Origin of the sequence: Crenothrix sp. (genome assembly GCF_043729335.1) — a bacterium.
Lineage (GTDB): Bacteria > Pseudomonadota > Gammaproteobacteria > Methylococcales > Methylomonadaceae > Crenothrix.
Genome location: NZ_JAYTLQ010000029.1, coordinates 52,282 through 77,689, shown reverse-complemented (window position 1 = coordinate 77,689; position 25,408 = coordinate 52,282). Strand labels below are relative to the sequence as shown.

Annotated in this window: 22 protein-coding genes; 14 read left to right on the top strand and 8 right to left on the bottom strand. The window is 43.9% G+C overall.

Translation table 11 applies throughout. The features are described from left to right. Positions 1 to 44: 44 nt before the first annotated feature. From atpE to glmS, 11 genes are all read left to right on the top strand, one after another. Positions 45 to 332 (top strand): F0F1 ATP synthase subunit C, encoded by a 288-nt coding sequence (gene atpE / locus ACHZC4_RS07470; RefSeq protein WP_019864635.1) that lies wholly within the window; start codon positions 45 to 47, stop codon positions 330 to 332. Positions 333 to 371: 39 nt separating this feature from the next. Then, positions 372 to 842: a F0F1 ATP synthase subunit B gene (locus ACHZC4_RS07465; RefSeq protein WP_394753204.1), complete on the top strand. Its 471-nt coding sequence runs from the start codon at positions 372 to 374 to the stop codon at positions 840 to 842. A 10-nt stretch (positions 843 to 852) separates the two neighbouring features. Then, complete coding sequence (locus tag ACHZC4_RS07460) at positions 853 to 1,386, top strand: F0F1 ATP synthase subunit delta (RefSeq protein WP_394753203.1); 534 nt, start codon at positions 853 to 855, stop codon at positions 1,384 to 1,386. 16 nt (positions 1,387 to 1,402) lie between these two features. Continuing rightward, positions 1,403 to 2,941 carry a F0F1 ATP synthase subunit alpha gene (gene atpA, locus ACHZC4_RS07455; protein WP_087142456.1) on the top strand — a complete coding sequence of 513 codons (1,539 nt, stop codon included), beginning with the start codon at positions 1,403 to 1,405 and terminating at the stop codon, positions 2,939 to 2,941. A 15-nt stretch (positions 2,942 to 2,956) separates the two neighbouring features. Continuing rightward, complete coding sequence (atpG, locus tag ACHZC4_RS07450; RefSeq protein WP_394753202.1) at positions 2,957 to 3,820, top strand: F0F1 ATP synthase subunit gamma; 864 nt, start codon at positions 2,957 to 2,959, stop codon at positions 3,818 to 3,820. A 35-nt stretch (positions 3,821 to 3,855) separates the two neighbouring features. Then, on the top strand, positions 3,856 to 5,259 hold the full coding sequence (atpD, locus tag ACHZC4_RS07445) for a F0F1 ATP synthase subunit beta (protein WP_394753201.1): 1,404 nt from the start codon (positions 3,856 to 3,858) through the stop codon (positions 5,257 to 5,259). A 15-nt stretch (positions 5,260 to 5,274) separates the two neighbouring features. Next, positions 5,275 to 5,697: a F0F1 ATP synthase subunit epsilon gene (locus ACHZC4_RS07440; RefSeq protein WP_394753200.1), complete on the top strand. Its 423-nt coding sequence runs from the start codon at positions 5,275 to 5,277 to the stop codon at positions 5,695 to 5,697. Between the two features lie 147 nt (positions 5,698 to 5,844). Beyond that, positions 5,845 to 7,431: a DNA methyltransferase gene (locus ACHZC4_RS07435; RefSeq protein WP_394753199.1), complete on the top strand. Its 1,587-nt coding sequence runs from the start codon at positions 5,845 to 5,847 to the stop codon at positions 7,429 to 7,431. Next, complete coding sequence (locus ACHZC4_RS07430; protein WP_394753198.1) at positions 7,403 to 8,512, top strand: hypothetical protein; 1,110 nt, start codon at positions 7,403 to 7,405, stop codon at positions 8,510 to 8,512. Before ACHZC4_RS07435 ends, ACHZC4_RS07430 begins: the two co-directional genes overlap by 29 nt. Before the next feature lie 411 nt (positions 8,513 to 8,923). Further along, positions 8,924 to 10,294, top strand: a complete 1,371-nt coding sequence (gene glmU, locus ACHZC4_RS07425) for a bifunctional UDP-N-acetylglucosamine diphosphorylase/glucosamine-1-phosphate N-acetyltransferase GlmU (RefSeq protein ID WP_394753197.1) — start codon at positions 8,924 to 8,926, stop codon at positions 10,292 to 10,294. A gap of 1 nt (position 10,295) precedes the next feature. Next, positions 10,296 to 12,125: a glutamine--fructose-6-phosphate transaminase (isomerizing) gene (glmS, locus tag ACHZC4_RS07420; RefSeq protein WP_394753196.1), complete on the top strand. Its 1,830-nt coding sequence runs from the start codon at positions 10,296 to 10,298 to the stop codon at positions 12,123 to 12,125. Positions 12,126 to 12,397: 272 nt separating this feature from the next. Here the strand turns inward: glmS and ACHZC4_RS07415 are convergent, their stop codons facing one another. Further along, a complete protein-coding gene (locus ACHZC4_RS07415; RefSeq protein WP_394753195.1) occupies positions 12,398 to 12,742 on the bottom strand; it encodes a hypothetical protein in 345 nt (114 codons plus the stop codon). 406 nt (positions 12,743 to 13,148) lie between these two features. Between ACHZC4_RS07415 and clpB the strand changes: the two genes are divergently transcribed. Next, positions 13,149 to 15,722, top strand: a complete 2,574-nt coding sequence (gene clpB / locus ACHZC4_RS07410) for an ATP-dependent chaperone ClpB (protein WP_394753194.1) — start codon at positions 13,149 to 13,151, stop codon at positions 15,720 to 15,722. Between the two features lie 120 nt (positions 15,723 to 15,842). On the opposite strand, the gene mscL is transcribed toward clpB, so the two are convergent. Further along, positions 15,843 to 16,247 carry a large-conductance mechanosensitive channel protein MscL gene (gene mscL, locus ACHZC4_RS07405; RefSeq protein ID WP_394753193.1) on the bottom strand — a complete coding sequence of 135 codons (405 nt, stop codon included), beginning with the start codon at positions 16,245 to 16,247 and terminating at the stop codon, positions 15,843 to 15,845. Positions 16,248 to 16,714: 467 nt separating this feature from the next. On the opposite strand from mscL, the gene phoB reads away from it, so the two are divergent. Next, positions 16,715 to 17,446 (top strand): phosphate regulon transcriptional regulator PhoB, encoded by a 732-nt coding sequence (gene phoB, locus ACHZC4_RS07400; protein ID WP_394753192.1) that lies wholly within the window; start codon positions 16,715 to 16,717, stop codon positions 17,444 to 17,446. Positions 17,447 to 17,455: 9 nt separating this feature from the next. Continuing rightward, entirely contained in the window at positions 17,456 to 18,790 is a 1,335-nt protein-coding gene (phoR, locus tag ACHZC4_RS07395; protein ID WP_394753191.1) for a phosphate regulon sensor histidine kinase PhoR, read from the top strand. Here the strand turns inward: phoR and ACHZC4_RS07390 are convergent. The 6 genes from ACHZC4_RS07390 to ACHZC4_RS07365 all read right to left on the bottom strand — a co-directional run bounded on the left by ACHZC4_RS07390 (position 18,750) and on the right by ACHZC4_RS07365 (position 25,380). Next, positions 18,750 to 19,745 (bottom strand): L-threonylcarbamoyladenylate synthase, encoded by a 996-nt coding sequence (locus ACHZC4_RS07390; RefSeq protein WP_394753190.1) that lies wholly within the window; start codon positions 19,743 to 19,745, stop codon positions 18,750 to 18,752. The two genes, phoR and ACHZC4_RS07390, sit on opposite strands and share 41 nt — an antisense overlap. 182 nt (positions 19,746 to 19,927) lie before the next feature. Continuing rightward, a complete protein-coding gene (locus tag ACHZC4_RS07385; protein WP_394753206.1) occupies positions 19,928 to 20,797 on the bottom strand; it encodes a phosphate-starvation-inducible PsiE family protein in 870 nt (289 codons plus the stop codon). A 127-nt stretch (positions 20,798 to 20,924) separates the two neighbouring features. Then, positions 20,925 to 22,154 (bottom strand): pyrophosphate--fructose-6-phosphate 1-phosphotransferase, encoded by a 1,230-nt coding sequence (locus ACHZC4_RS07380; protein ID WP_394753189.1) that lies wholly within the window; start codon positions 22,152 to 22,154, stop codon positions 20,925 to 20,927. A gap of 256 nt (positions 22,155 to 22,410) precedes the next feature. Beyond that, on the bottom strand, positions 22,411 to 23,424 hold the full coding sequence (gene waaC / locus ACHZC4_RS07375; protein WP_394753188.1) for a lipopolysaccharide heptosyltransferase I: 1,014 nt from the start codon (positions 23,422 to 23,424) through the stop codon (positions 22,411 to 22,413). Positions 23,425 to 23,431: 7 nt separating this feature from the next. Next, complete coding sequence (gene waaF, locus ACHZC4_RS07370) at positions 23,432 to 24,463, bottom strand: lipopolysaccharide heptosyltransferase II (RefSeq protein ID WP_394753187.1); 1,032 nt, start codon at positions 24,461 to 24,463, stop codon at positions 23,432 to 23,434. After that, the gene (locus tag ACHZC4_RS07365) at positions 24,460 to 25,380 is read right to left on the bottom strand and encodes a branched-chain amino acid transaminase (protein WP_394753186.1); all 921 of its coding nucleotides are present in this window, start codon (positions 25,378 to 25,380) and stop codon (positions 24,460 to 24,462) included. The genes waaF and ACHZC4_RS07365 overlap by 4 nt, the downstream gene beginning before the upstream one ends. Between the last annotated feature and the right edge of the window lie 28 nt (positions 25,381 to 25,408).

The window sequence follows — 25,408 nt, the reverse complement described above, 5'->3', positions numbered from 1 at the left end:
TTTAACTGTTTTTTTATTACTTAACTATTAGGTTTGGAGGTTTCATGGAAATTGCAAGATTAATTGCTGACGTACAAGGCATGACTGCTATCGCAGTGGGTCTGGTTCTTGGTATGGGCGCTTTAGGAACGGCTATAGGCTTCGGTCTATTGGGTGGAAAGTTTCTGGAAGGCGCTGCTCGCCAACCGGAAATGGTGCCTATGTTACAAGTAAAAATGTTTGTTGTTGCAGGTCTGTTGGATGCGGTAACAATGATTGGCGTTGGTTTGGCGTTATTCTTTACTTTCGCAAATCCATTCCTGTCAGCTGTACAAGCTGCAGCTGCCGGTTAATCGAACTGTCGTGTTCAATAGCAACAAGAGGAACGTATCGTGAGTATCAATGCTACTCTGATTGGGCAAATGATTACATTTGCACTTCTGGTATGGTTTACCATGAAGTACATTTGGCCGCCTTTATTCGACTCTCTTGAAGAGCGGAAAAAGAAAATTGCTGATGGATTGGCTGCCGCTGAAAGAGGTCAGGAAGACATACTTGCCGCTGAAGAAAGAGCTAAAATCGTTTTAAAAGAAGCCAAAGAACATTCTTCTGAGCTGTTGAGTTTGGCGCAAAAACGTGCCAACGAAATTGTTGAAGAATCGAAAGACACGGCCAAAAAAGACGGTGAGCGTCTGATTATCGCGGCGAGAGCTCAGATTGATCAAGAAATGCAGCAAGTGAAAGATAATTTGCGTGCGGAAGTTGCAACACTGGCTTTGGACGCTGCCGAACAGATTCTGGGTGCAGAAATTGATAAAACCAAGCATCAAGACATCATTAATAAAGTTTCCAGCAAGTTATAAGGTCTAGCAAATGAGCGAATTGGCAACAATGGCGAGACCTTACGCAGCGGCGGCGTTTAAACGCGCCAAGGAAACTAAGTCTACCGATAAATGGTCAGAGGGTTTGGCATTTATGTCTGCTTTGCTCAGTGATAAGAACATGCTGGCATTGGTGGGCAATCCTAAGATCAGCAAAGACAAAGTCTGTGGCTTTTTGCTTGAGCTGTGCGAAGGTAAGCTTGATGGCGAAAGCACAAATTTTTTGAAGCTATTGGTGCAAAATAACCGTTTAACCTTACTGCCGTCTATTGCCAATCTCTTCGAAGGCTATAAGTCCGACGATGAAGGCAGTGTTAACGTAGAAGTGTTTACCGCGTTTGCCTTTACCAAAGAAGCCGAGAAAAGCTTTGCGGCCAGGCTTGAAAAAACCCTCAGCAAAAAAGTTCGAATGAATGTTACGGTCGACAAATCATTAATTGGTGGCGTTCTGGTCAGAGCCGGTGACAGAGTCATCGATCAATCGGTCAGAGGCCAGCTACAACACATGCAAAAAGCGCTACACTGAAACTGAGAAACAGCACATGCAATTAAACCCATCTGAAATAAGCGATCTGATTAAAAAGAAGATCGAAAACTTCGACCTGAGCGAAACGTCTCACACAGAAGGTACCGTGGTCAGTGTGACTGACGGTATTGTACGAGTCCACGGACTGTCTGAAGCGATGCAAGGTGAAATGCTGGAATTTCCTGGCAATACCTTTGGCATGGCGCTTAACTTAGAACGCGATTCAGTCGGCGCGGTGATTTTAGGTGCTTACCAGCACATTTCCGAAGGCGATACCGTTAAATGTACCGGCAAGATTTTGGAAGTGCCGGTCGGTGAAGCCCTGTTAGGCCGTGTGGTTGATGCACTCGGTAATCCTATTGATGGCAAAGGTGCGATTGAAACCACCGAAACCTCGCCGATTGAAAAAATCGCGCCAGGGGTTATTGCCCGTCAATCTGTTGACCAGCCTGTGCAATTGGGTTTAAAGTCGATTGATGCGATGATCCCTGTTGGCCGTGGCCAGCGTGAATTGATTATCGGCGACCGTCAAACCGGCAAGACTGCGATTGCGATTGATGCAATTATCAATCAAAAAGGCACCGGGATTAAATGTATTTATGTCGCTATCGGCCAAAAACGTTCATCTGTAGCTAACGTGGTTCGTAAGCTTGAAGAACACGATGCGTTAGCGCACACCATTATTGTGGTGGCTTCTGCATCAGAATCTGCTGCACTGCAATTTATTGCCCCGTACACCGGTTGTTCTATGGGCGAATTCTTCCGCGACCGTGGTGAAGATGCGCTGATTATTTATGACGATTTGACCAAACAAGCCTGGGCGTATCGCCAAGTGTCGTTGTTGCTGCGTCGTCCGCCTGGCCGTGAAGCCTATCCTGGTGACGTGTTCTATTTGCATTCGCGTTTGCTGGAACGTGCGGCACGTATTAATGCTGACGAAGTTGAAAGACTGACTAACGGCAGAGTAAAAGGTAAAACCGGTTCGTTGACCGCATTGCCAATCATCGAAACCCAAGGTGGTGACGTATCGGCTTTTGTACCGACTAACGTAATTTCCATTACTGACGGCCAAATCTTTTTGGAAAGCAGCTTGTTCAACTCCGGTATCCGTCCAGCGGTAAACGCGGGGCTTTCGGTATCGCGGGTAGGCGGTGCAGCGCAAACCAAGATCATCAAGAAATTAGGTGGCGGTACGCGTTTGGATTTGGCGCAATACCGTGAATTGGCGGCGTTTGCCCAGTTTGCATCCGATTTGGATGAGGCGACCCGTAAGCAGATTGAACGCGGCCAGCGCGTTACCGAGTTGATGAAGCAAAACCAATATTCGCCGATGTCGGTTGCACAAATGGCGGTATCGTTGTTTGCTGCTAACGAAGGCTTTCTGGATAAGCTGGAAGTTAACAAAGTTTTGGCTTTCGAAGCCGATTTGTTGTCCTACATGAAATCGCAACACGGCGCATTGATGGACACCATCAACAGCACCGGTGATTTCTCTGATGACATTAAAAATGGCATGAAAGCGGCAATTGAATCTTTTGTTAAAACGTATAGCTAATAAAAAGGTCTTCTGATGGCTGTTGGTAAAGAAATACGCACTAAGATCGCCAGTATTAAAAATACGCAAAAAATTACCCGCGCGATGGAAATGGTCGCCGCGAGTAAAATGCGTAAAACCAAAGACAGAATGCTGGCAACACGGCCTTATTCTAAAAAAATGGGTCGGATTATTAAACATCTTGCCCATGCCAATCCTGAATACAAACACACTTTCCTGGTTAAACGCGAGGTTAAGCGTATTGGCTTGATTGTGATCAGTTCTGATCGGGGTTTGTGCGGCGGTTTGAATTCAAACCTGTTTAGAAAAACCCTGGCCAGTCTGACCCAATGGGACAGCGCCAATATTGAAGTCGATGTGTGTACGGTCGGTAATAAGGCGGCGGGATTTTTTGGTTCGCTGAAAAGCAATCTGGTCGGCCAGGTGGGCAAACTTGGCGATGCGCCGCATTTGCAGGATATTATCGGCGTGATCAAAATCATGCTCGATGCCTACCAGCAAGGCACTATTGATGAGTTGTACATCGCCAGTAACGAATTCGTTAATACCATGACACAACAGCCAACGGTCGAAAGATTGTTGCCTGTCGTGACCGATGAAATCGACGATAGCTTGAGCGGTCATTGGGATTATATTTATGAGCCCGATGCCAAAGACGTGCTGGATCATTTGCTGGGGCGTTACATCGAATCGATTGTCTATCAGGGCTTGGTGGAAAACAATGCCTGCGAACAGGCCGCCAGAATGATCGCCATGAAAAGTGCGTCGGATAACGCCGGTAATCTTATCAAAGAGTTACAGCTGATCTATAACAAAGCCCGACAAGCTGCTATTACACAAGAAATTTCAGAAATTGTTGCCGGTGCCGCAGCTGTTTAAGTTCAAACAAACAATACAATACAAGAGGACACTCAATGAGTTCGGGTAAAATCGTTCAGATTATTGGCGCGGTCGTCGACGTGGAGTTTTCCCGCGAAGACCTACCAAAAGTATATGATGCCTTGGTCGTAGAAGGCAAAGACTTAATATTGGAAGTGCAACAACAATTAGGCGACGGTGTCGCTAGAACGATTGCAATGGGCAGCACCGATGGCTTAAGCCGTGGCTTGACCGTCACTAACACCTTAGCGCCGATTTCAGTGCCAGTGGGTCAAGCAACTTTAGGCCGTATCATGAACGTGTTGGGACATCCCATCGACGAACGTGGGCCTATCGGTGAACAAGAGCAATGGGCTATCCACCGTGAAGCGCCAAGCTACGCCGAACAAGCGTCTGCGACTGAATTACTGGAAACCGGCATCAAGGTTATCGACTTGGTTTGTCCGTTCACTAAAGGCGGTAAAGTCGGTCTGTTTGGCGGTGCCGGTGTCGGCAAGACCGTTAACATGATGGAATTGATCAACAACATTGCGACCCAGCATTCTGGTTTGTCCGTGTTTGCAGGCGTTGGTGAACGTACCCGTGAAGGTAACGATTTCTACCACGAAATGCAGGAAGCCGGCGTTATCGACGCTGAAAATCTAGGCAATTCTAAAGTGGCGATGGTGTACGGCCAAATGAACGAGCCGCCTGGAAACAGACTGCGCGTGGCGTTGACTGGTTTAACGATGGCGGAATACTTCCGTGACGAAGGTCGTGACGTGTTGTTCTTTGTTGATAACATTTACCGTTACACCCTGGCTGGAACAGAAGTGTCGGCGCTGTTAGGCCGTATGCCGTCTGCGGTAGGCTATCAGCCTACACTGGCTGAAGAAATGGGCGTATTGCAAGAGCGTATTACCTCCACCAAAAAAGGTTCTATCACCTCGATCCAAGCGGTATACGTACCAGCGGACGATTTGACCGATCCATCGCCTGCGACAACGTTCGCGCATTTGGATGCGACCGTGGTATTGTCCCGCCAGATTGCAGAACTGGGTATTTACCCTGCTGTTGATCCGTTGGATTCTACCAGCCGTCAGCTTGACCCGCTGGTTATTGGCCAAGAGCATTATGACGTGGCGCGGAGTGTGCAAGGTATTTTGCAACGTTATAAAGAATTGCGTGATATTATCGCTATTTTGGGTATGGACGAGTTGTCGGAAGCGGATAAACTGGTCGTGACCAGAGCACGTAAAATCCAGCGTTTCTTGTCTCAGCCGTTTACTGTTGCGGAAGTATTTACCGGTGCCAAAGGTAAATATGTGTCGTTGAAAGATACTATTGCTGGCTTTAAGAGCATACTCAGCGGCGAACACGATGCTATTCCAGAACAGGCTTTCTATATGGTGGGAACCATAGAAGAAGCGCTGGAAAAAGCCGCCAAGATGAAAGGCTAACTTTCGGGACACATTATGACCACGACTGTACAAGTAGACATCGTCAGCGCTGAAAAAGAGATTTTCTCTGGTTTGGCGGAAATGGTATTTGCCCCTGCTGAAATGGGCGAGGTGGGTATTTCACCGCGCCATGCGCCGATGATTACCCGTTTGAAGCCCGGTGAAGTGCGTGTTAAAACCGGTGAAAAAGAAAATCATCCGTTTTATATTTCCGGTGGTATTTTGGAAGTGCAGCCACATTTGGTGACTATTCTTGCTGATACGGCGATTCGGGCGAAAGACATTGATGAGGCTGCTGCATTAGAAGCCAAGGCCAAAGCGGAAGAAGCGCTGGCTGATAAGTCTGGCAAGATTGACTACGCAACGGCACAAGCGCAATTGCTTGCGGCGATGATGCAGTTGCAGACGTTGGACAGATTGAGAAAACGTGGCGGGTAGGTAGGCTGCTGATTTTCTGGATTGCATAGAGAACCCGATAGCGTTTGTTATCGGGTTTTTTGTTTTATAGTCGTTTCATAATTATGTGATTCTAAGCACCTGCTATATAGTTAATCAATTAATACTTAATGATTTAAGGATGTGGGTTTGAAACAGAAAAGAGATAGGTATGAGATGCATAAGTATTGGGGAAAGAAGCCTTCCTCTAATCTTGGTGCTCTTGTCCGAGCATACAGTAGTGAAGGTGATACAGTACTGGATCCATTTTCTGGTTATGGTGTTTTCTGCTGTGAAGCTTTCATATTAAAAAGAAATGTTATATCAAATGATCTGAATCCTATTGCAAACTTTTTAAACACTCAACTTTTTGATAGGGGTGTTAATCTAAAAAAGGTTGAAAAGCACTGGATCACAATAAAATCGGAATTTTCTTCTTTTGTAAATGGTTGGTTTGAGTGGGATGTCGAAGGGAGGAAAATTCTTTTGATCTCTGTTCTTCGAAACAAAGACGATCTCCCGATAAAAGCTAAGTATAAAATAGAAGGAGAAAGAAAAGCTCGTGAGATTGAAATTGAAAAAGCTGACGCAGATGAATATCTGAAATACGAAACTTCACAAATAATACATGATTGGCATCCAGATAATTTGCTTATTGAAAATTCTAGAATATCTGCACAAAGGGGAATGACAGTCGCTTCGCTATTTACAAAAAGGACGCTTTCATGTCATGCGAGACTGCTTCACTTAATTGAAAATCATTCCGATGGAAAAGAAAGAGAATTACTTAAATTGGCATTTACTGCAAATTTGGCAAATTGCTCTAAATTAGTGCCACCGATAAATAGTAGAGGTGATATGGCTCCAGGTGCATGGATGACCGGTTTTTATACAGGTGAAACATATATTGAAAATAATGTTTTAATATATTTCGAAAATAGGCTAAATAAGGCTATTAAAGGAAAAAATGAATATTTCCAATGTTTTCCGGGCGAGAGTGATTTATTTGCTGATGAAGAGGGAGGCTGTCCTCCCACCTATAGAATTACTCAGGATGATGTAAAAAGTCTTAGTATAAAATCAGAGTCTGTTGATTATGTATTTGCTGATCCACCTTACGGTGAGGCTGTTCCATATTTCGAGCAAAGTGTTATATGGAATTCGTGGCTAAAGCTACAGCCAGATTACGAAAATGAAATAGTTATTAGCGATAGCAAGATGAGGAATAAGAGAAATTCAAATTATGAATTTGACATCAACTTGGCTTTTTCCGAAATAAGGAGAGTGTTGAAAAACAACAAATATTTTTCTCTTACGTACCATTCGCTTTCTGGATATGAATGGCGTGCAATAACTAACGCCTGCGTGAAAAATGGATTTGAGCTGTACAAGTTTGAGTGGTTGGTTCAGAAATCATTCACGCCAAGACAGATTAACCGAATGAAAAGCATCAAAGGTGATGTTTTAGTTACGTTGAGAAAGCTACCACTGATAGCGCCTTATGAGGAAATAACTGGGGAGGTATTATCCACTATTTTAGTGTCTAGAATTCATGATTGGTTGAGCTATGGTTCATTAGACACTAATCAGATATTCCTTAAAGTTATGGAAATGATTTTTAAGGAAAGAATAGTCTCTGGCCAGGTTGACATATTAGAGCTACTGGTAAAAAAATTCAAATTTAATGATGAAAAAAACTGGATGTTGAATGACGAACTTAAATTTCAAACAGCTTGATAAGCTTTTCAGAAATAATGATTTTCCAAATATAGAAAATGATATTAGAGGAATTCGATTTCTGAAGTTAAGAAGCATGTCTCGCAAAGAAACTATGGAAGAATTTTGTACTCTTCACGCAGTTAATATAGTAGGAATAAAACTAAAAGATTACTTTGAAGCCGTGTTTGAGAATATGAAAGTTACAGATGATCAAATAAATGATTATATAAATTCAAAGTATCGGCAAGAACGAGTAGAAAGAATCAGAAATCAGGATTATTTAGTAGACCAGCTTAACAGGCTTCAACTCTTTGATTGGGGTGGGTCGTTCGGAAATAGCCTTGAAAAGAACATTATTAATAACTACGTAAAGAAAATTCAATCATTCGATAAAATTAACGAGGAAATAGAAGGTAGCTTATTAAGTAGTATGAGAGGTTACACGCTAAACTCTTGGTACAATCACTGGACTTCTATAATTATAGAAGATCTATTTAAAGACCATGATTCTGTGTTGCCAACTGTGGGTCTAGTGAAAAAGATAGATTTTTTCGTAAATGATATCCCATTTGATTTAAAGGTCACTTATTTTCCTGAACAGTTACTAGCCGATAAGCTTCGTGATTGCGGTTATGGTAATGAATTGACAATGTTAAAAAAAACTTGTCGAATACTGAATATATTTATCCCTAATGACTTAAATCCTAGGGATTTGAAATTACATTTGCTTAATAAGATGCTTGAAGATCAGAGGCCTGTAGCAAAGCAGTTTGTTAAAGAATTAAGGGATGAAAAAAGGAAAATAATTGCTGATGCAGAGAATAGCCCAGTTGAGTTGAAAAAGTGGTTTTATGAAAATCAAGGGGAAGCAAGATTCGATGCATCTAATCGATTTTTTCTTGTTCTTACAGATGAAACTGACATGGCATCAAGCTGGAAACTTAAAAGAAATATTGTTTTCCTGCAAGAAAAAATACATGAGCACCTTGATAATTTGGCAATGGATATCGATTCCCTCGATACAGAATTCTATTGGGCGCAAGGTCAAAAAACTTACAACTGCAAGTCAGATATATTATTTTTGAAATATGGGGAATAGTTGAATGGAATGCAATTGTAATTTTCGGCACCGTAAAATCTCATAATAAAGAGCCGCCTATACTTGCGATGCATGGCGCCGAATGACCGAAACAGCATAATGAAATTTGTAAAACAAGTTAACGTTAGCCGATTACAGCGAATTTTTATTCTAACGATTGCCTATAAGCGGCAAAATCAAACGTAATGATCGCATCTTAAAATGCCTAACACGGTAGCACTGGCTAAATCGTCTCCCAAAATAAAATTCTCCGGTTATTTCCGAATCAACTTTAGATGGTTGAAAAAGTGCCAACCTTGATAGCTAAACAATCAAACACTTATCCTTTATAATTCATTTTATTTTTTAAACATTACCATCCCTATCAAACCCAAAAAGTATGAGCAAAACATTGCTGTCTAAGGATTTATCATGACAATTACCACAGTTATACTGGCAGCAGGCAAAGGCACTCGTATGCGCTCTGAACTGCCCAAAGTCCTGCACAAAATCGCAGGCAAACCCTTGCTGGAACATGTCTACGACATGAGTCGCCAACTGGAAAACAACCGCATCAAGATTGTGTATGGCCACGGCGGCGAACTGGTTAAGGATAGCCTAAGCTATTTTGAGGCAAACTGGGTTGAGCAAAAACAGCAATTGGGGACCGGCCATGCCGTGCAACAAGTCAGCGACCAGGTTGCTGATGGCGATACTGTGTTGATTTTGTATGGCGATGTGCCATTACTAAAGTTATCTACCGTTAAGGAGTTACTGGCCAATGTCAGTGACGATACCTTGGCTTTGCTGACAGTAAATTTACAAAATCCAACCGGATATGGCCGTATCATCAGAAACACGGTAGGGCAGGTTACCAAGATTGTCGAAGAAAAAGATGCTTCAGCACAAGAAAAACTGGTCACCGAAGGTAATACCGGCATTTTGGCGCTAAAAGGCGACAAATTAAAAACTTGGCTAAGCCGCTTAAGCAATAGCAATGCCCAAGGCGAATATTACTTAACCGATGTAATCGAAATGGCGGTGTCCGACGGTATCAAGGTCGTCACTAGTCAGGCAGAAACTGAGGCCGAAGTTTTAGGTGTCAATAACCGCATGCAGCTCAGCTATCTTGAACGTATTTATCAGCTGGAACAAGCCAATCGCTTGATGGAGTTGGGCGTAACTTTGGCCGATCCAGCGCGTTTTGATTTGCGTGGCACGATTGATAATCTGGGACAAGATATTGAAATCGATGTGAATGTGATTATCGAAGGCAAAAACAGCATCGGTAGCAACGTAAAAATTGGCGCGAATACCCAAATTAAAAATATGGTTATTGAAGACGGCGTAGAAATCTTGGCCAATTGCGTATTAGAAAACTCTACCATTGGACACGGTAGCCGCATTGGCCCGTTTGCACGGTTACGGCCAGACGCGGTATTGGCCGAAAACGTCCATATCGGTAATTTTGTCGAAATTAAAAAATCGACGGTGGCCAAAGGTAGCAAAATTAATCATTTAAGTTATATTGGCGATGCGACGGTCGGCAGTGGCGTGAATATTGGCGCCGGCACCATCGTTTGCAATTATGACGGCGTGAATAAATTTAGGACCATTATTGAAGATGGTGCGTTCATAGGTTCGGATACGCAACTGGTTGCACCGGTTACCATCGGTAAAAATGCCACGATTGGTGCAGGCTCGACCATCACCAAAGACAGCCCTGAAAATCAGTTGACACTCAGTCGTGCTAAACAAATAACCATAGCGGGATGGCAACGTCCTATCAAAAAGGAAAAATAATATGTGTGGAATTGTAGGTGGAGTAGCGCAACGCAACGTCGTGCCTATTTTAATAGAAGGTTTGAAGCGCCTGGAATACCGTGGTTATGATTCGGCGGGATTGGCGGTCATTAAAGACAGTGAGATTTTCCGTAAGCGTGAGTTGGGCAAGGTCAAGGGACTGGAGTTGCTGGTTAAGGCCGATCCGGTACCCGGTTATATCGGTATTGCCCACACCCGCTGGGCGACGCACGGCAAACCCAGTGTCGCCAACGCCCATCCACATGTGTCGCGCGATACCATTGCTGTTGTCCACAATGGCATTATCGAAAACCACGAACAACTGCGTGCTACGCAGAAACAGGACGGCTACGAATTTACCTCGGAAACGGATACCGAAGTGGTGGTGCATCAGATTCATCAAGCGTTGGAATCTGCTGATAATTTGCTGGATGCGGTGAAAGCCACCATCAAAAAATTAGAAGGTGCTTATGCGTTGGGCGTGATGGGTACGCAAGAACCTGATACCTTGATTGCGTGCAGAAAAGGCAGTCCATTAGTGATCGGTGTCGGTTTTGGTGAATACTTTATCGCCTCTGATGTCGCGGCTTTGCTGCCGGTCACCCGGCGTTTTATCTTTCTGGAAGACGGCGATATTGCCGCCATTACCATCGATAGCCTGGTGATTTATGACAAAGATGATAACGTTGTTGTAAGGCCTATCAAAGAAAGCCAACTGACTTCTGATTCCGCGGATAAAGGCGAGTATCGCCATTACATGCTCAAAGAAATTTACGAGCAACCACTTGCGATTGCCCAAGCGCTGGAAGGGCGCTTTATTAATGGACGCTTGCTGGAAAATGCCTTTGGCCATAATGCCACTGAAGTGTTTGATAAGATCACGTCTGTGCAAATTCTGGCCTGCGGCACCAGTTATCATGCAGGGCTGGTAGCAAAGTACTGGCTTGAAGATTTAGCCCACGTACCGTGTAATATTGAGGTCGCCAGTGAGTTTCGTTACCGTAACCCTGTGTTAGCACCAGATACCTTAATCGTCACTATTTCCCAATCCGGTGAAACCGCTGATACCTTGGCTGCCTTGCAAGAAGCTAAAAAAATCGGTGCCAAATATTCCTTGGCGATTTGTAACGTGCCGGAAAGTTCATTGGTACGCGAATCCGATTTGGTATTAATGACCCGTGCAGGTCCTGAAATTGGTGTGGCATCGACTAAGGCCTTTACTACCCAATTGGTTGCGCTGATGTTATTGGTGATTGCTGTGGGTAGGCGTTTTCAGCTGAGCGAAGCAGCTGAGCTTAAGATAACCTCGGAATTGTTCAGTTTGCCAAGCAAGATTGAAAAAGTATTGGCTTTGAATGATGAGATTGAAGTGTTATCTAAACAGTTTGCCGAAAAACAGCATGCGTTATTTTTGGGGCGTGGTACGCATTACCCGATAGCGATGGAAGGGGCGCTTAAGCTTAAGGAAATCTCTTATATTCATGCCGAAGCGTATCCAGCAGGGGAATTGAAACACGGGCCGTTGGCGCTGATTGATGCTGATATGCCCGTAATTACCGTCGCACCCAATAACAGCTTGCTGGAAAAATTGAAATCCAATATGCAAGAAGTCAGTGCGCGTGGCGGGCAGTTGATTGTCTTTATGGATGAAACTTTGCAAGCCGTCAGTGACAGCAATGTACAAATTGTTAAAGTGCCACAGGTGGATAATGAGATTTCACCGATAGTCTATACCATCCCTTTGCAACTGCTGTCTTACCACGTGGCTGTTATTAGAGGCACGGATGTGGATCAGCCTAGAAATCTGGCTAAGTCAGTCACTGTCGAATAAGCTTTAGGGTCTGAAAAAAGGTGGCGTTACGCAAACTAATGCCGCCTTTTTGTTTTACTGCACTACGAACGTCCTGTAATCGGCTACCAATTTTAAGACGAGACAGCTTAAAAAAGCCGTTCGTGGTGAGCCATTCGTCAAGCTCATGAGAGCCCTGTCGAACCATGAACAACAAATCCTTCGACAAGCTCAGGAAGATCGGATATCCCGTCTTAGTTGGTAGCTTTGTAATCGAAGGCATAAACATACGTTTGCGCTCGGCATATAAATTTTCAGCGATACCATTCGGCAATCAGTTTTTTGCATTCACCTTGCCAACTACAGTCTTCTCTAGTACACAGCTTGCTTGTTTCAGCACGAAAGCACGCAGAATGATATGTTGCTTTCTGGATGGCATGAATTACGTCAATTTTGAGACTAGTCTTTTCTGGGTTATTAACGCCCACTGAGCGGGCGAGCCGGTGCAAGCCACTAAGGGTTATACCGCCATCTTCTTCAGCTTGCGCGAGATAACGACTAATTTGCATATTTGCCGGATTTACGGCAACACGGGGACTAATATCTTGAAAAATTGATGGGAAACCATTTATGTTTGCCGTTGTGCTTAATGTGTTCAACTGTGTGTAAACCTTAACGTGGAGGAAATTGAGTCTTTAAAAAGGGATGCGTAGTTTACAACGGTTACCAATTTGTGTTTGTGACGCAGTTCACAAAATTGAAATTAAGGACGCAATTTGATTAATTATTTTTGACTGGACACTTCTGAGCAGAAAAATCGTCATTTAGAGCGGTTAGTTTAATTAAGCGCAATTGGGCTTATCCTGTTTTGATAAAGACGTTTGCTTGAAAATAGATGCATTCAGCCCCATTTCATAGTTAACTTGTAACCGTTCAGTCCCCCTCTTTGAAAAAGAGGGGTTAGGGGAGATTTTTTAAATAAATCCCCCTCAATCCCCCTTTTTCAAAGGGGGAGGTGAACGCATACGTTAACTTAACTTTTTAACATTGCTTTGAGGCCACACCATGCGTATGGACAAATTAACCCACAAATTTCAAACAGCCCTAGGCGACGCGCAGAGTATGGCGCTGGGTAAAGATCATCAATTTATTGAGCCTGTGCATTTATTGCTGGCCTTGCTGGATCAGGAAGGTGGCAGTGTAAAACCTTTAATGACACAGCTGAATGTCAACTTACCTATTTTACGGGCAGAGTTAAATAAAGGTATTACCAGTATCGCTACGGTGAGCGGTTCTGGTGGCGATGTGCAAATTTCCAACGAATTGTCGCGGCTATTAAATTTGACAGACAAAATGGCGCAAAAACGTAATGATACGTTTATTTCCAGCGAATTGTTTTTGTTAGCGGCCTGCGAAGAAAAAGGTTTTCTGCAAGAGTTGTTTAAAAAAATAGGCCTCAGTAAACAATCCATTGAAAAAGCCATTGATGCTATGCGCGGCGGCCAGGCTGTAGATGATGCCAATGCTGAAGATCAACGGCAAGCATTAAAAAAATACACCGTTGATCTTACCGAACGCGCCGAACAAGGCAAACTTGATCCGGTTATCGGCAGAGATGACGAAATTCGTCGTACTATTCAAGTATTGCAACGCCGCACCAAAAACAATCCAGTATTAATTGGCGAGCCTGGCGTAGGCAAAACCGCCATCGTTGAAGGTCTCGCGCAACGTATTGTTAACGGTGAAGTACCGGAAAGCATGAAACATAAAAAAGTGTTGGCACTGGATATGGCAGCTCTTATTGCCGGCGCTAAGTTTCGGGGTGAATTTGAAGAGCGCCTGAAAGCGGTGCTTAATGATTTAGCCAAGCAAGAAGGTCAGGTTATTTTATTTATTGATGAATTGCATACCATGGTCGGTGCGGGTAAAGCTGAAGGGGCCATGGATGCGGGCAACATGTTAAAACCCGCTTTGGCGCGTGGCGAATTGCATTGTGTGGGCGCGACCACGCTAGATGAATACCGGAAGTATGTTGAAAAAGATGCCGCTTTGGAGCGTCGTTTTCAGAAGGTCTTGGTCGATCAGCCTTCCGTTGAAGATACCATTGCCATTTTGCGTGGTTTGAAAGAAAAATACGAAGTGCATCATGGGGTAGATATTACCGATCCGGCATTGGTTGCCGCGGCAACTTTGTCTTATCGCTATATTGCCGACCGCCAATTACCTGACAAAGCCATCGATCTAATTGATGAAGCCGCCAGCCGTATTCGTATGGAAATGGATTCCAAACCCGAAGAAATGGATAAATTATATCGGCGCTTGATTCAGCTGAAAATTGAACAAGTGGCGCTGAAAAAAGAATCTGATGCGGCTTCCAAGAAGCGTCTGGGTATTCTAGAGGATGATATTAATAATCTGGAAAAAGAATATTCTGATCTGGAAAAAATCTGGAAAGCCGAAAAGGCATCCTTGCAAGGTTCAGCTTCTATTAAAGAAAAACTCGAGCACGCTAGAACGGAATTGGAAGCGGCTAGCCGTACTAACGACTTGGCACGCATGTCAGAATTGCAGTATGGGATTATTCCCGCGCTAGAAAAACAGCTGCAAGCCGTGCCCATGGAAGAGAAAAAAATGACTTTATTGCGTAATAAAGTCACCGAAGAAGAAATCGCCGAAGTCGTCTCAAAATGGACAGGTATTCCAGTGTCCAAAATGATGGAAGGCGAACGCGAGAAGCTGTTACATATGGAAGAGCAGCTTAATAAACGGGTTGTTGGCCAAGAAGAAGCGCTTAAAGCGGTCAGCAATGCCATAAGACGCTCCAGAGCCGGATTGTCTGATCCTAATCGCCCCAATGGTTCGTTTTTATTTTTAGGGCCTACCGGTGTAGGTAAAACCGAACTGTGCAAAGCGTTGGCCGAATTTTTATTTGATACGCCTGATGCAATGGTGCGTATTGATATGTCTGAGTTTATGGAAAAACATTCGGTGGCACGTTTAATCGGTGCGCCTCCAGGGTATGTGGGCTATGAAGAAGGTGGGTATTTAACTGAATTGGTAAGACGTAAGCCTTATTCGGTTATCTTGTTGGATGAAATTGAAAAAGCCCATCCTGATGTATTTAATATCCTGTTGCAAGTACTAGATGACGGCAGATTGACCGATGGACAGGGCAGAACGGTAGATTTTAGAAACACTGTGATTGTAATGACTTCTAATTTGGGTTCTGCACGTATTCAGGAATTAGCTGGTGAAGCGAATTACCATGCCATGAAAGCGGCGGTTATGGAAATTGTCGGCCGTCAGTTTAGGCCTGAATTTATCAATCGCATCGACGAAGCGGTGGTTTTTCATCCGTTAGACCAAAAACAGATCCGAGCTATTTCATGTATACAAATTGAGTTTTTGCGTAAACGTCTTTTGGATCGCGATATCCACTTTGAAATAAATGATGAGGCTTTGGATTTGTTGGGTGAAGCTGGATTTGACCCGGTTTACGGGGCAAGGCCTATGAAGCGGGCTATTCAGCAACAGCTGGAAAATCCTCTGGCACAAGACATATTGGCGAGCCATTTTATTGCTGGCGATACTATAATGGTTGATGTTGAAAACGATCAGTTGCGGTTTTCAAAAAAATAACCGCTTTTTGGTTAATGTGTTCCGTCAAGATGTGTTAGAAATACTGTAACAATAATGTTTCTAACGCAGTCTTGAACGGAACTCAAAGCAAATTTGTTCTAACAACAAAAATCAAGGGCATTAATTTTTAGATCTTAATAAATCCCTGATTTCAGTCAGCAGTAATTCCTCTTTGGTAGGCGCATGCGGGGCTTCTGGTGCAGCCGCTTCTGCTCTTTTAAGACTATTGATCATTTTTATGACCATAAAAATAACAAAAGCAACAATAGTGAAATCCACTATGGTTTGTAGGAAAACACCATAATTTAACGTTACCGCAGGCACATCACCCACTTTTTCTTTTAGAGTTACCGCCAGCTTGGAAAAATCTACACCGCCAACCATAACGCCTATCGGCGGCATAACAACGTCAGCGACAAAAGACGAAACGATTTTACCGAACGCCGCGCCTACGATGACACCGACTGCTAAATCAATAACATTACCTTTAATCGCAAATTCTTTAAACTCTTGTAACATACCCATGAATAATCTCCTTAGTTAATCAACTTTAAAATATGATCTTGATATAGATGTTTTGTATAGAAATTATGTATTAAAAAGCCATGTTTTCGTTGATATTACTCAACCAGTGCGCACGAAAAAACGACACTTTAGTGTGAAATAAACAGGCTAAGCCCACAATAGGTATAAATACTTACTAATGAAAAAATGACTGTCAAATGCTATACAATGACAACATTTAAGCAGCCACTGATTTTATTAAAGACCTAGGAATAAGATTATTTTTAATACACAAACTAAAGTATAGTTTTTTTAAAAAAATATGCAAATATCGGGTTTTGGTGGGGAAAATTTACAAAAATAAAAAATACAAAGACAGATGCACCAAAATTTATAAATGCACGGAGTTATCCTACTCTGTTTGTCATCATAAAGAAATATTGCTATTGTTAAAATACAGCTATTTAAGCTTAATAAAGGATTGATTGATGTCTAAGTTTAATATTCTTGTTGTCGAAGACGAAGAAGCGATTAGAGATATGCTGATTATGGTATTAGAACAAGCCGGCTTTGCCACAATGGCCGCTGAAAGCGCTATTGAAGCGCAAAGTGCCTTGGATCAAACATTCCCTGATTTGATTTTGCTGGATTGGATGCTACCCGTGACCAGTGGTGTGGAATGGGTGCGACGTTTGAAAAAAGAAGCCATATACCAAGATATTCCGGTGATTTTATTAACCGCACGCGGTGAAGAAGAAGATAAGGTTAAAGGCTTGGAAGTGGGTGCAGATGATTATGTCACCAAACCTTTTTCCCCTAAAGAACTGATTGCGCGTATTCGGGCCGTGCTGCGGAGAGCGGGGAAAATATCAGCAACCGATACCGTAAGCGTGGGTGATTTACAATTGGATATGGGCCAACATCGTTTCAGTATTGGCAATCGGCAAGTTGACATCAGCCCTACCGAATTTCGTATGGTACAGTTTTTTATGACGCATCCTGACAAAGTATTCAGTCGCAGCCAGTTGCTTGATCAAATCTGGGGACGTAGTGTATTTATTGAAGAGCGCACCATTGATGTGCATATTCGTCGCCTGCGGAAAATTCTGGATGAATACGAACGCGGCGATTTACTACAAACGGTCCGGGGGTTTGGCTACAAATTCTCTTTGACTGATTCAGCCGTGTCCGCAGCGGTTGTTACGGCTGTATCCTACTAGATAAATTCCATGGGTATTTGGCAAAAGGAACTTATTTCGGTATTTTTGCTGTTTTTACTGGTAGCTATTGTTGGTGGATTAACCGGATTATTTTTACCTTTATTTTTGTTACTGGTACTTGTTGTATTGGTACAGCAAATTTTTCAAATCACCCGCTTTGAACGATGGATAAGGCAAGGCGGGCGAAGTCAATATCCCAAAACCAGCGGGGTTTGGGAAGAAATTTACTACCACGTTTATCGTATTAAAAAGAACGAAAAACGCCGGAAAAAGAAACTCAGTAAAGTGATTGATCAATTTCGCCAGTCCACTGAAGCATTGCCTGATGCAGCGGTTGTTTTGGGCGCGAATGATGAAATTGAATGGGCCAATAAAACCGCCTTGAAAGTGCTGGGGTTAAAGCCGTCGGATAAGGGTCAGCGCATTCCCAATCTTATCCGTTTTCCTGAGTTTATCCGTTATTTAAAATCTGGTAATTACGAAGAAGCGGTAATTGTGCCGTCTCCTGTCAATAGCCAAATGACGTTAGCGGTGCGAGTTGTCAGTTACGGTGCAGGATTGCGCTTGTTGCTGGCGCAGGATGTTACGCAATTAAAAAAGATGGAGCGTATGCGCAAGGATTTTGTGGCCAATGTTTCTCACGAACTTAGAACACCGTTAACCGTGTTAAAAGGCTATATTGAAACGCTGCAAGACATGGATGACGGAGAGTCGCAATTGCTGACCAACTCCGTACAGCAAATGCAGACGCAAACTGATCGTATGCAGCATTTGGTGGATGATTTACTGCTGTTGACCCGCCTGGAAACGCAGCAGGGCAAAACGCAATGTATAGACGTACCGGCTTTGTTAACGCAGATTTGTAAAGAAAGCAGTGATATGGTGGGTAACGCGGATCGAATAGAATTGATTTTAGCCACGCAGGTACACGTTGCTGGCGAAGAATTGGCGTTGCGTAGTGCTTTCAGCAATTTATTGAGTAATGCGCTGAAGTATTCCCCTGATGATACGAAAGTTAAGGTTAGATGGTATCAGAGCGGTGAATCAGTCGTTATGTCAGTTGAAGATAAAGGCGAAGGCATCGCGGCAGCGGATATTCCACGGGTGTCGGAACGTTTTTATCGTATTGAGGTTAGGCGTAGTAAAAAAGTGCCTGGTATTGGTTTGGGCTTAGCGATAGTTAAGCACGCCTTAATGCGCCAGGATGCCCGCTTGGTGATTACTAGTGAGTTAGGCAAGGGCAGTTGTTTCAGTTGTCATTTCCCAATTGCCCAAATCTGTACACCCAAGACCAAAATCATACCTACCGATCCGGTACAGTCGCTTTTTCTAAACGATCATTAATCGCTGACCATTCTGCTGTGGCCGGAGGTTGTTCCACGACAATAACATCGCGTTGTTGATGATCCAGTTCCCGTAATGATGCGTATAAACACTGCGCGTAAGTTTCTGCCATTTCTGGCATCTTCATAACACTGATCTGGCCGGTTGCTGTAATAACGGTTTGATAGCTCATGACAGCTATGCGTTTGTTTTCCGATACCAGTTGCTTGATAAGGCTTGGTAAACAATCGCTGGGGCAGAGCAGGGCGGTAGTGAGTGGCGCGTAATGTACGGTCATCATACCCGGTGCGCGTATTTCATCTGATTGTATTTGCTTTGCCTTATCAGGAATAAGCAGCTCGGTTTGTAATGCCTGTTGAATTTGTTCAGCGGTGATATGGCCGTGCCTGAGCAAGCGTGGTGTAGTACCGCTTAAATCAATAATGGTGGATTCCACACCGACTTCGCATGCTCCGCCATCCAATATTAAATCCACTGCATCGCCTAGTTCTTCTGCAACATGTTGCGCTTGCGTGGGGCTGATACGGCAAAACCGGTTGGCAGACGGTGCTGCAATACCGCCACCAAATGCGCGTAATAATTGCAATGCAACTGGATGGTTGGGTACGCGCAGTCCGACTGTATTTTGGCCGCCGGTAACAGCTATTGGAACATGGTCTTTCTTATTTAAAATAATGGCCAAAGGACCAGGCCAGAAATGTTCGGCTAAGCGTTGTGCTGCATTGGGTATATTTTCTGCCCAGTTGGATAGGCAAGTACTGTCGGCTATATGTACGATGAGCGGGTGGTTTTCGGGTCGTCCTTTGGCTGCAAATATGCGTGCTACGGCTTCTGGGTTGCTGGCATCTGCGCCTAGGCCGTAAACGGTTTCGGTGGGGAATGCTACTAGGCGGCCTTGGTGTAACAGCTTGACGGCTTGGTTAATAGAGGCATCGTCAGCAATACATATAGTCATAAAAAAAGTGTCTTCGGGTTATCTTAATTCATGGCTGTATAATATATTCGCCATTAGCGCGGTAAGGTGCATTCGCCGCTAGGCAATACAAAGCATACGGCAAGGTAAAAGGTGGATTGCTGACGCGAATCCGCCCTATGTTATTAATATTACGATAGGTCAGTTAAAGCAGGTTAGGTATCTCAGTGTACTTTGAATTCCCGTTCCAGTAGCCAGTAACTAACGCCCAGGGCAATGACCAAAACACCGGTACCGATGACATGCAGGGCCGATACGTCATGGAAATCGAAAACAATAATTTTCCGTGCGACTGCCATTAGTGCTGTTGCCACGACCATCTTCACTGGTATGACATCGTTGCGAATGTATAGAGTGATGTTGATGAATATTTCAACTGCAATCAGAACGATCATGAATGAGCCGAACACATGCAATATTTCCGACTTGCCTAATGACGTTATAGGCAGGCTTAATATTTCTTTATAGATGACCGCCACAACGTCCAACACACACCAGAGAACCGTGAGCATCATTAACAATGCCAGCACCTTCACAGCAAAACGAATCATGGAGTGCAAGAAAAAAATAAATTTATCCTCTTGATCCAGAGACAATTCATCGTGGATATTTTTTTTCTTTTCTTTATTGCGGAAATGGTTCAACAAATTATTGATCAATTTTAACTTATTATGATCAATCTCACCGCTCAAATCGGTATCAAAGAATTTGTTCAGCCCCGGTATATCACGCAAATCATTTTTGTCCACATGCTTGAATCCCATAGTCCAATCGGCATATTCGCGTGTAGTAATCTTTTTCTTCTCTATAATTCGAATGTCTCCATGTCGAGGGTCTTGTTTTATCTTGGCTAATAATTCCTCAATGATCTTCTCTTCTCCCTCAAGTATCTGGATAAACTCGCTACCGGTAAACAGAAGCATACCCGATACACCTAATCGGATATTATTCTGCCGCGCAGAATTCAAAATTTGCATGAGATCTTCGGTGCTCATGGAGCGCGTTGGAGTACTGATGTAAGTCGCTTGGATCATAACGGAAGCCTGCTGCTGATGAATGTGCGAATAAGTTGTAATATGGTAGGGTGTATTCGCCGCCAAGCAATACACCACATGCGGCAAGGCAAAAGGCGGATTGCTGGCGCGAATCCGCCCTACGGTGTTAGTGGCTAGTTTCTACCTTAGCGCCTTTAGCTTGGCCAATTTCACCCAAAGTTTTATCAAACCAAGCTGAATTAATATTAAACGGCTTACCGCCTTTTATGCGTGGAAATTCAATGGCACGTAAGATAAAGCCTTGGTCATCATCATGGCCAATTACACCGGATTCACGTCTAAACGCGCATTCCACCGCTAAATCCGCGCAAGATTTAATCAAACGAATATCTTCGACATTAGCCGCAGAAGCCCGCGCGAAATAACCTGATTTTTGTATCAGGGTTTTTTCAGCGCCGATCATTTGCGCAAACTGCTCACCAAACCATTTGCCAGGGTTAACCGCATCCAGCTTAACGTGACCAAACGCATCACGCGGTACTTCTTGTCCCTTGGCTTGCATTTCAGCAACAATCGCTTCTACGCCCGCACCTTCTGACACAAATATATTAACGCAATCGACTTTATCCATAACCGCACGCAGACGCGCGGCTTCGCCGGCCAAATCAATCGCCATTTCAGGGATGAACACACCGTGAACTTCGTAAGAGTCACGACTCAAACCCAGTTCAGGCAACCACTCAGCACGATCCAGTAATTTACGATATTCCACAGCCGTTGCAGCGGTCAACCAGCCACAACTACGGCCCATCACTTCATGGACAATCAACATACGCGGGTTGGAATTGTTTTCTGCGACGACATTCCAGAAATACTTTGCGCCTTGCTCGGCGGCAGTCCATGCGCCTAAAGATTGCTTGATGGGGAACACATCGTTATCGACAGTTTTAGGCAAGCCAATAACAGTCAGGCCGTAGTTGTTGGAAGCCAAAAACGCCGCCAAATCCGCCGCTGCGGTATTAGTGTCATCGCCGCCGATGGTGTGTAAAATATCAACGCCGTCTTTAACCAATTGGTCAGCCGCGACTTTTTGTGGATCCTGGCCTTCTTGCACTAAGCCACGTTTGATGCAATCTTTAACGTTAGTGAGCTTAACGCGACTGTTGCCAATAACCGAACCACCAAAGCGGTGCAAAAGACCGGCTTTTTCACGAATTTCTGGGGTTACCGTATAAAAATCACCTAATAGCAGACCTTTGTAACCGCTACGGTAGCAGATGATTTCGATGCTGGGGTCGATTTCGGTGTAACGTTCAATCAGGCTGCCGATAGCAGAATTAAGACAAGGTGCGAGTCCACCAGCGGTTAAAATTGCAACTTTTTTGGGTTTGTTCATAAAAAACTCAAGCGATAAGGTTAAAAGAAAGCGACAGCTATACACAATGACAAGTATATCGTGCCGAAAGGTATTTGAACCGCACTCTTCAGTCACGGCATCCGACAGGCGAAAATTTTATCACATTGCCGGGTAATTGCTTTTGTTTGTGGGTTTGATTATTTGAGGGGGTGAAGAAGATTTTATAGGGTGGTTTATTGATTAATTGATCTGCATGGGACTTTTTTACCGTATCCCTTGGCTTTCCTGTTTTAAACTAGAGTTTTTGAGGCGCTAAGAGCAATAATGATTTTGCCAGCTCAATAACTTCCTGTTCGTCAATATCTTTAATGGAATAATCGTTTTTGTTTAATTTATAAGGATTAACAATTGAAGACGATTTAACGACTTTATTAATGTGGGTTTGATACACCCGACTCACCGGTGTGGGGCCAAACAAAGTAATTGACGGCTTATTAAGCGCCCAGGCCATGTGGGTGGGGCCGGTATCATTACCGATGAGTAAATCCGATTTGGCAATCAAGGCTTTTAGACTGTTTAAATCCAGTTTGGGCATGACCTGAATAAATGCTGATTGGGTCGCCATCCAGTCAGCTTTATTTTTTTCTTCTTCATTGCCCCACACGACCAGACAGTTTTCTTTCAGGTTGTTGGCTATGCTGATAAATTTCGACACGGGATAATTGCGGCTGTCCCAGGTTGAGCCTATTACCATAATAATATTGATGCGATCTTTTAATAAAAAATCATAAATTTGCGGATCTTCATCGCTAAAAAATAGAAACGGGTGTTTATTAACAATCTGGTCTTTACTGATGCCTATGCCCAATGGGCTGGATAATACCAGGGCTTTTCTATCGATGGTGTTTTCATCGTAAGCACACGATACTTTGACATCGTAAAACCATGAGGCGGCTTTCTCACGGATGGAGTGTATGTCGTAACCCGCGATGGGCTTTCCTAATAAGCGTGCAGTAACGGCGGATTTAATTAAGCCTTGTGCGTCAATAATTAAATCGTAATGATTCCTGGCATAGCCGCGTACTTTTTTAACTTGCCGGAAAAAGTTAATTTTATTGGTTTTTAACGATTTTATATTAATCGTCAATAGCTGGTTAATGTCCGGATTATGTCTTAGGATTTCAGCAAAACGCTCTTCAACAATCCAGTCAATTTGAATATCGCTACGCTGCGCCTTGATAAATTGCAGAGCAACCATGGCATGGATAATGTCGCCTAAAGCAGAGAGTTTGATGATTGCAATTTTCATGGCGGGCCTAGTGTATTGATCCTAGGGTAGTCAGCACCCGATCAGGGGTGATTTTGGTCAGGCATTGGGTATGGCTTTCATGGTCCGGTGGATACAAAGGGCATTCGCGTTTAAAACACGGTGAGCAGTTCAGGTTTAGGGAAATAATGGTGGCCTTTTTAGTTAAAGGCGGTGTAAAGCCAGGATCGGACGAACCATATAAAGCAATAATGTCTTTATCTAAAGCGGCAGCAACGTGCATTAACCCCGAATCATTAGTGACGACCACGTCGGCCAGTGACATCAGTTCCACTACTTCGCCTAACGATGTGCGCCCGGCAAGGTTATGGCACACATTGCCAGATTGTTGATTAATTTGTTCGGCAATGGCTTTATCTTTGTCAGATCCCAATAACCAAACCTGCCAGCCCTGAGCAACAATGCGCTTAGCCACTTCTGCATAATGACCTATCGGCCAACGTTTGGCCTCACCATATTCTGCACCGGGACATAAGGCAAGTGTTTGCATGGCTGATGTTAATTGAAATTTCACTGCGGTGGTTTGTTGTGCGGCAGTGTTGTTAACAATATGCGGTGTTGGATAGTGTGACAGCAATGCATTTTTAGCTAAGCCTAATGCAACGAAGCGCTGCACGGTCATGGTCAGCACGGTTTTATCCAGCTTTCTGGCGTCGTTCAGCAAGCCCCAGCGACATTCGCCAATATAGCCGGTACGTAACGGAATGCCAGCAAAAAAAGGCACTAATGCTGATTTCCATGAATTAGGCAAAATTATGGCTTGGTCGTAGCCTGTTGCATGAAGGCTTTTGCCTAAACGGTAGCGTGCTATTAAACCCAATTGGCCGCGTGCTACGGGTAAGGGGATAGCTTTAGAGACTTCCGGCATTTTTTCCAGCAAGGCAAACGTCCAGACAGGGGCAAGCACATCAATATGGCAACCGGCATATCGCTTTTTTAGCGTGATAAACAGACTTTGCGCCATGACCATATCGCCCACCCATGACGGGCCTACAACCAAGATTTTTATCAGTGGCTTCAAACGTAAGTCAACCAATTGTTATGGTCAGATCGGCGATCTTTCACATAATCAAAGTACAGTGACTGTAATTTTTCGGTGACGACACCACGACTTCCAGAACCTATGATACGGTTGTCCAATTCTCTAATCGGGGTCACTTCCGCCGCAGAGCCCGTAAAAAAGGCTTCATCAGATACGTAAATTTCATCGCGGGTAATGCGCTTTTCGATAACTTCATAACCGTGTTCTCTGGCAATGGTCATAACGGTATCACGGGTAATACCTTCCAAAGCCGAGGTGGTTTCCGGCGTGTAAATTTTGCCGTTACGGACAATAAACAGGTTTTCGGCACTGCCTTCGGCGGCAAAGCCTTCGTGATCCAGCATCAGCGCTTCATCATAACCGTTAGCGCGGGCTTCTTGCAGCGCCAAAATGGAGTTGATGTAATTGCCGTTGGCTTTGGCCTTGCACATGGTGCTGTTGTGATGGTTACGGATGTAGGAGGATGTGCGTATACGGATGCCTTTTTCGATGCTGTCATCACCTAAGTAAGCGCCCCATGCCCACGCTGCCACCATAACGTGTACTTTTAAATTATCGGCACGTAAACCCATGCCTTCTGAGCCGTAAAAACACATGCTGCGGATATAAGCGCTGTCCAAATTATTTTTAGACACGGCTTCCAGTTGCGCCTGGTTGATCTGCTCTTTGCTAAACGGCATCGGCATATTCATAATGTGTGCGGAACGAAATAATCGATCGGTATGTTCCTGCAATTTAAAAACAGCGGTACCTTTTTCGGTTTTATAGGCTCGGATGCCTTCAAATACGCCCAAGCCGTAATGCAGAGTATGGGTTAATACATGTACTTTCGCTTCACGCCAGGCAGTCCATTGTCCATCCAGCCAAATAAAGCCATCTCTATCTTCCATCCCCATTATTTTTTCTCCGCGTTGTAGGTTTGTT

What these genes read in the sequence shown, in the direction of transcription:
- atpE (WP_019864635.1), top strand. Translation starts at nt 45, where the DNA reads ATGGAAATTGCAAGATTAATTGCTGACGTACAAGGCATGACTGCTATC.
- ACHZC4_RS07460 (WP_394753203.1), top strand. Translation starts at nt 853, where the DNA reads ATGAGCGAATTGGCAACAATGGCGAGACCTTACGCAGCGGCGGCGTTT.
- atpA (WP_087142456.1), top strand. Translation starts at nt 1,403, where the DNA reads ATGCAATTAAACCCATCTGAAATAAGCGATCTGATTAAAAAGAAGATC.
- atpG (WP_394753202.1), top strand. Translation starts at nt 2,957, where the DNA reads ATGGCTGTTGGTAAAGAAATACGCACTAAGATCGCCAGTATTAAAAAT.
- atpD (WP_394753201.1), top strand. Translation starts at nt 3,856, where the DNA reads ATGAGTTCGGGTAAAATCGTTCAGATTATTGGCGCGGTCGTCGACGTG.
- ACHZC4_RS07440 (WP_394753200.1), top strand. Translation starts at nt 5,275, where the DNA reads ATGACCACGACTGTACAAGTAGACATCGTCAGCGCTGAAAAAGAGATT.
- ACHZC4_RS07430 (WP_394753198.1), top strand. Translation starts at nt 7,403, where the DNA reads ATGACGAACTTAAATTTCAAACAGCTTGATAAGCTTTTCAGAAATAAT.
- glmU (WP_394753197.1), top strand. Translation starts at nt 8,924, where the DNA reads ATGACAATTACCACAGTTATACTGGCAGCAGGCAAAGGCACTCGTATG.
- glmS (WP_394753196.1), top strand. Translation starts at nt 10,296, where the DNA reads ATGTGTGGAATTGTAGGTGGAGTAGCGCAACGCAACGTCGTGCCTATT.
- clpB (WP_394753194.1), top strand. Translation starts at nt 13,149, where the DNA reads ATGCGTATGGACAAATTAACCCACAAATTTCAAACAGCCCTAGGCGAC.
- mscL (WP_394753193.1), bottom strand. Translation starts at nt 16,247, where the DNA reads ATGGGTATGTTACAAGAGTTTAAAGAATTTGCGATTAAAGGTAATGTT.
- phoB (WP_394753192.1), top strand. Translation starts at nt 16,715, where the DNA reads ATGTCTAAGTTTAATATTCTTGTTGTCGAAGACGAAGAAGCGATTAGA.
- phoR (WP_394753191.1), top strand. Translation starts at nt 17,456, where the DNA reads ATGGGTATTTGGCAAAAGGAACTTATTTCGGTATTTTTGCTGTTTTTA.
- ACHZC4_RS07390 (WP_394753190.1), bottom strand. Translation starts at nt 19,745, where the DNA reads ATGACTATATGTATTGCTGACGATGCCTCTATTAACCAAGCCGTCAAG.
- ACHZC4_RS07385 (WP_394753206.1), bottom strand. Translation starts at nt 20,797, where the DNA reads ATGATCCAAGCGACTTACATCAGTACTCCAACGCGCTCCATGAGCACC.
- ACHZC4_RS07380 (WP_394753189.1), bottom strand. Translation starts at nt 22,154, where the DNA reads ATGAACAAACCCAAAAAAGTTGCAATTTTAACCGCTGGTGGACTCGCA.
- waaC (WP_394753188.1), bottom strand. Translation starts at nt 23,424, where the DNA reads ATGAAAATTGCAATCATCAAACTCTCTGCTTTAGGCGACATTATCCAT.
- ACHZC4_RS07365 (WP_394753186.1), bottom strand. Translation starts at nt 25,380, where the DNA reads ATGGGGATGGAAGATAGAGATGGCTTTATTTGGCTGGATGGACAATGG.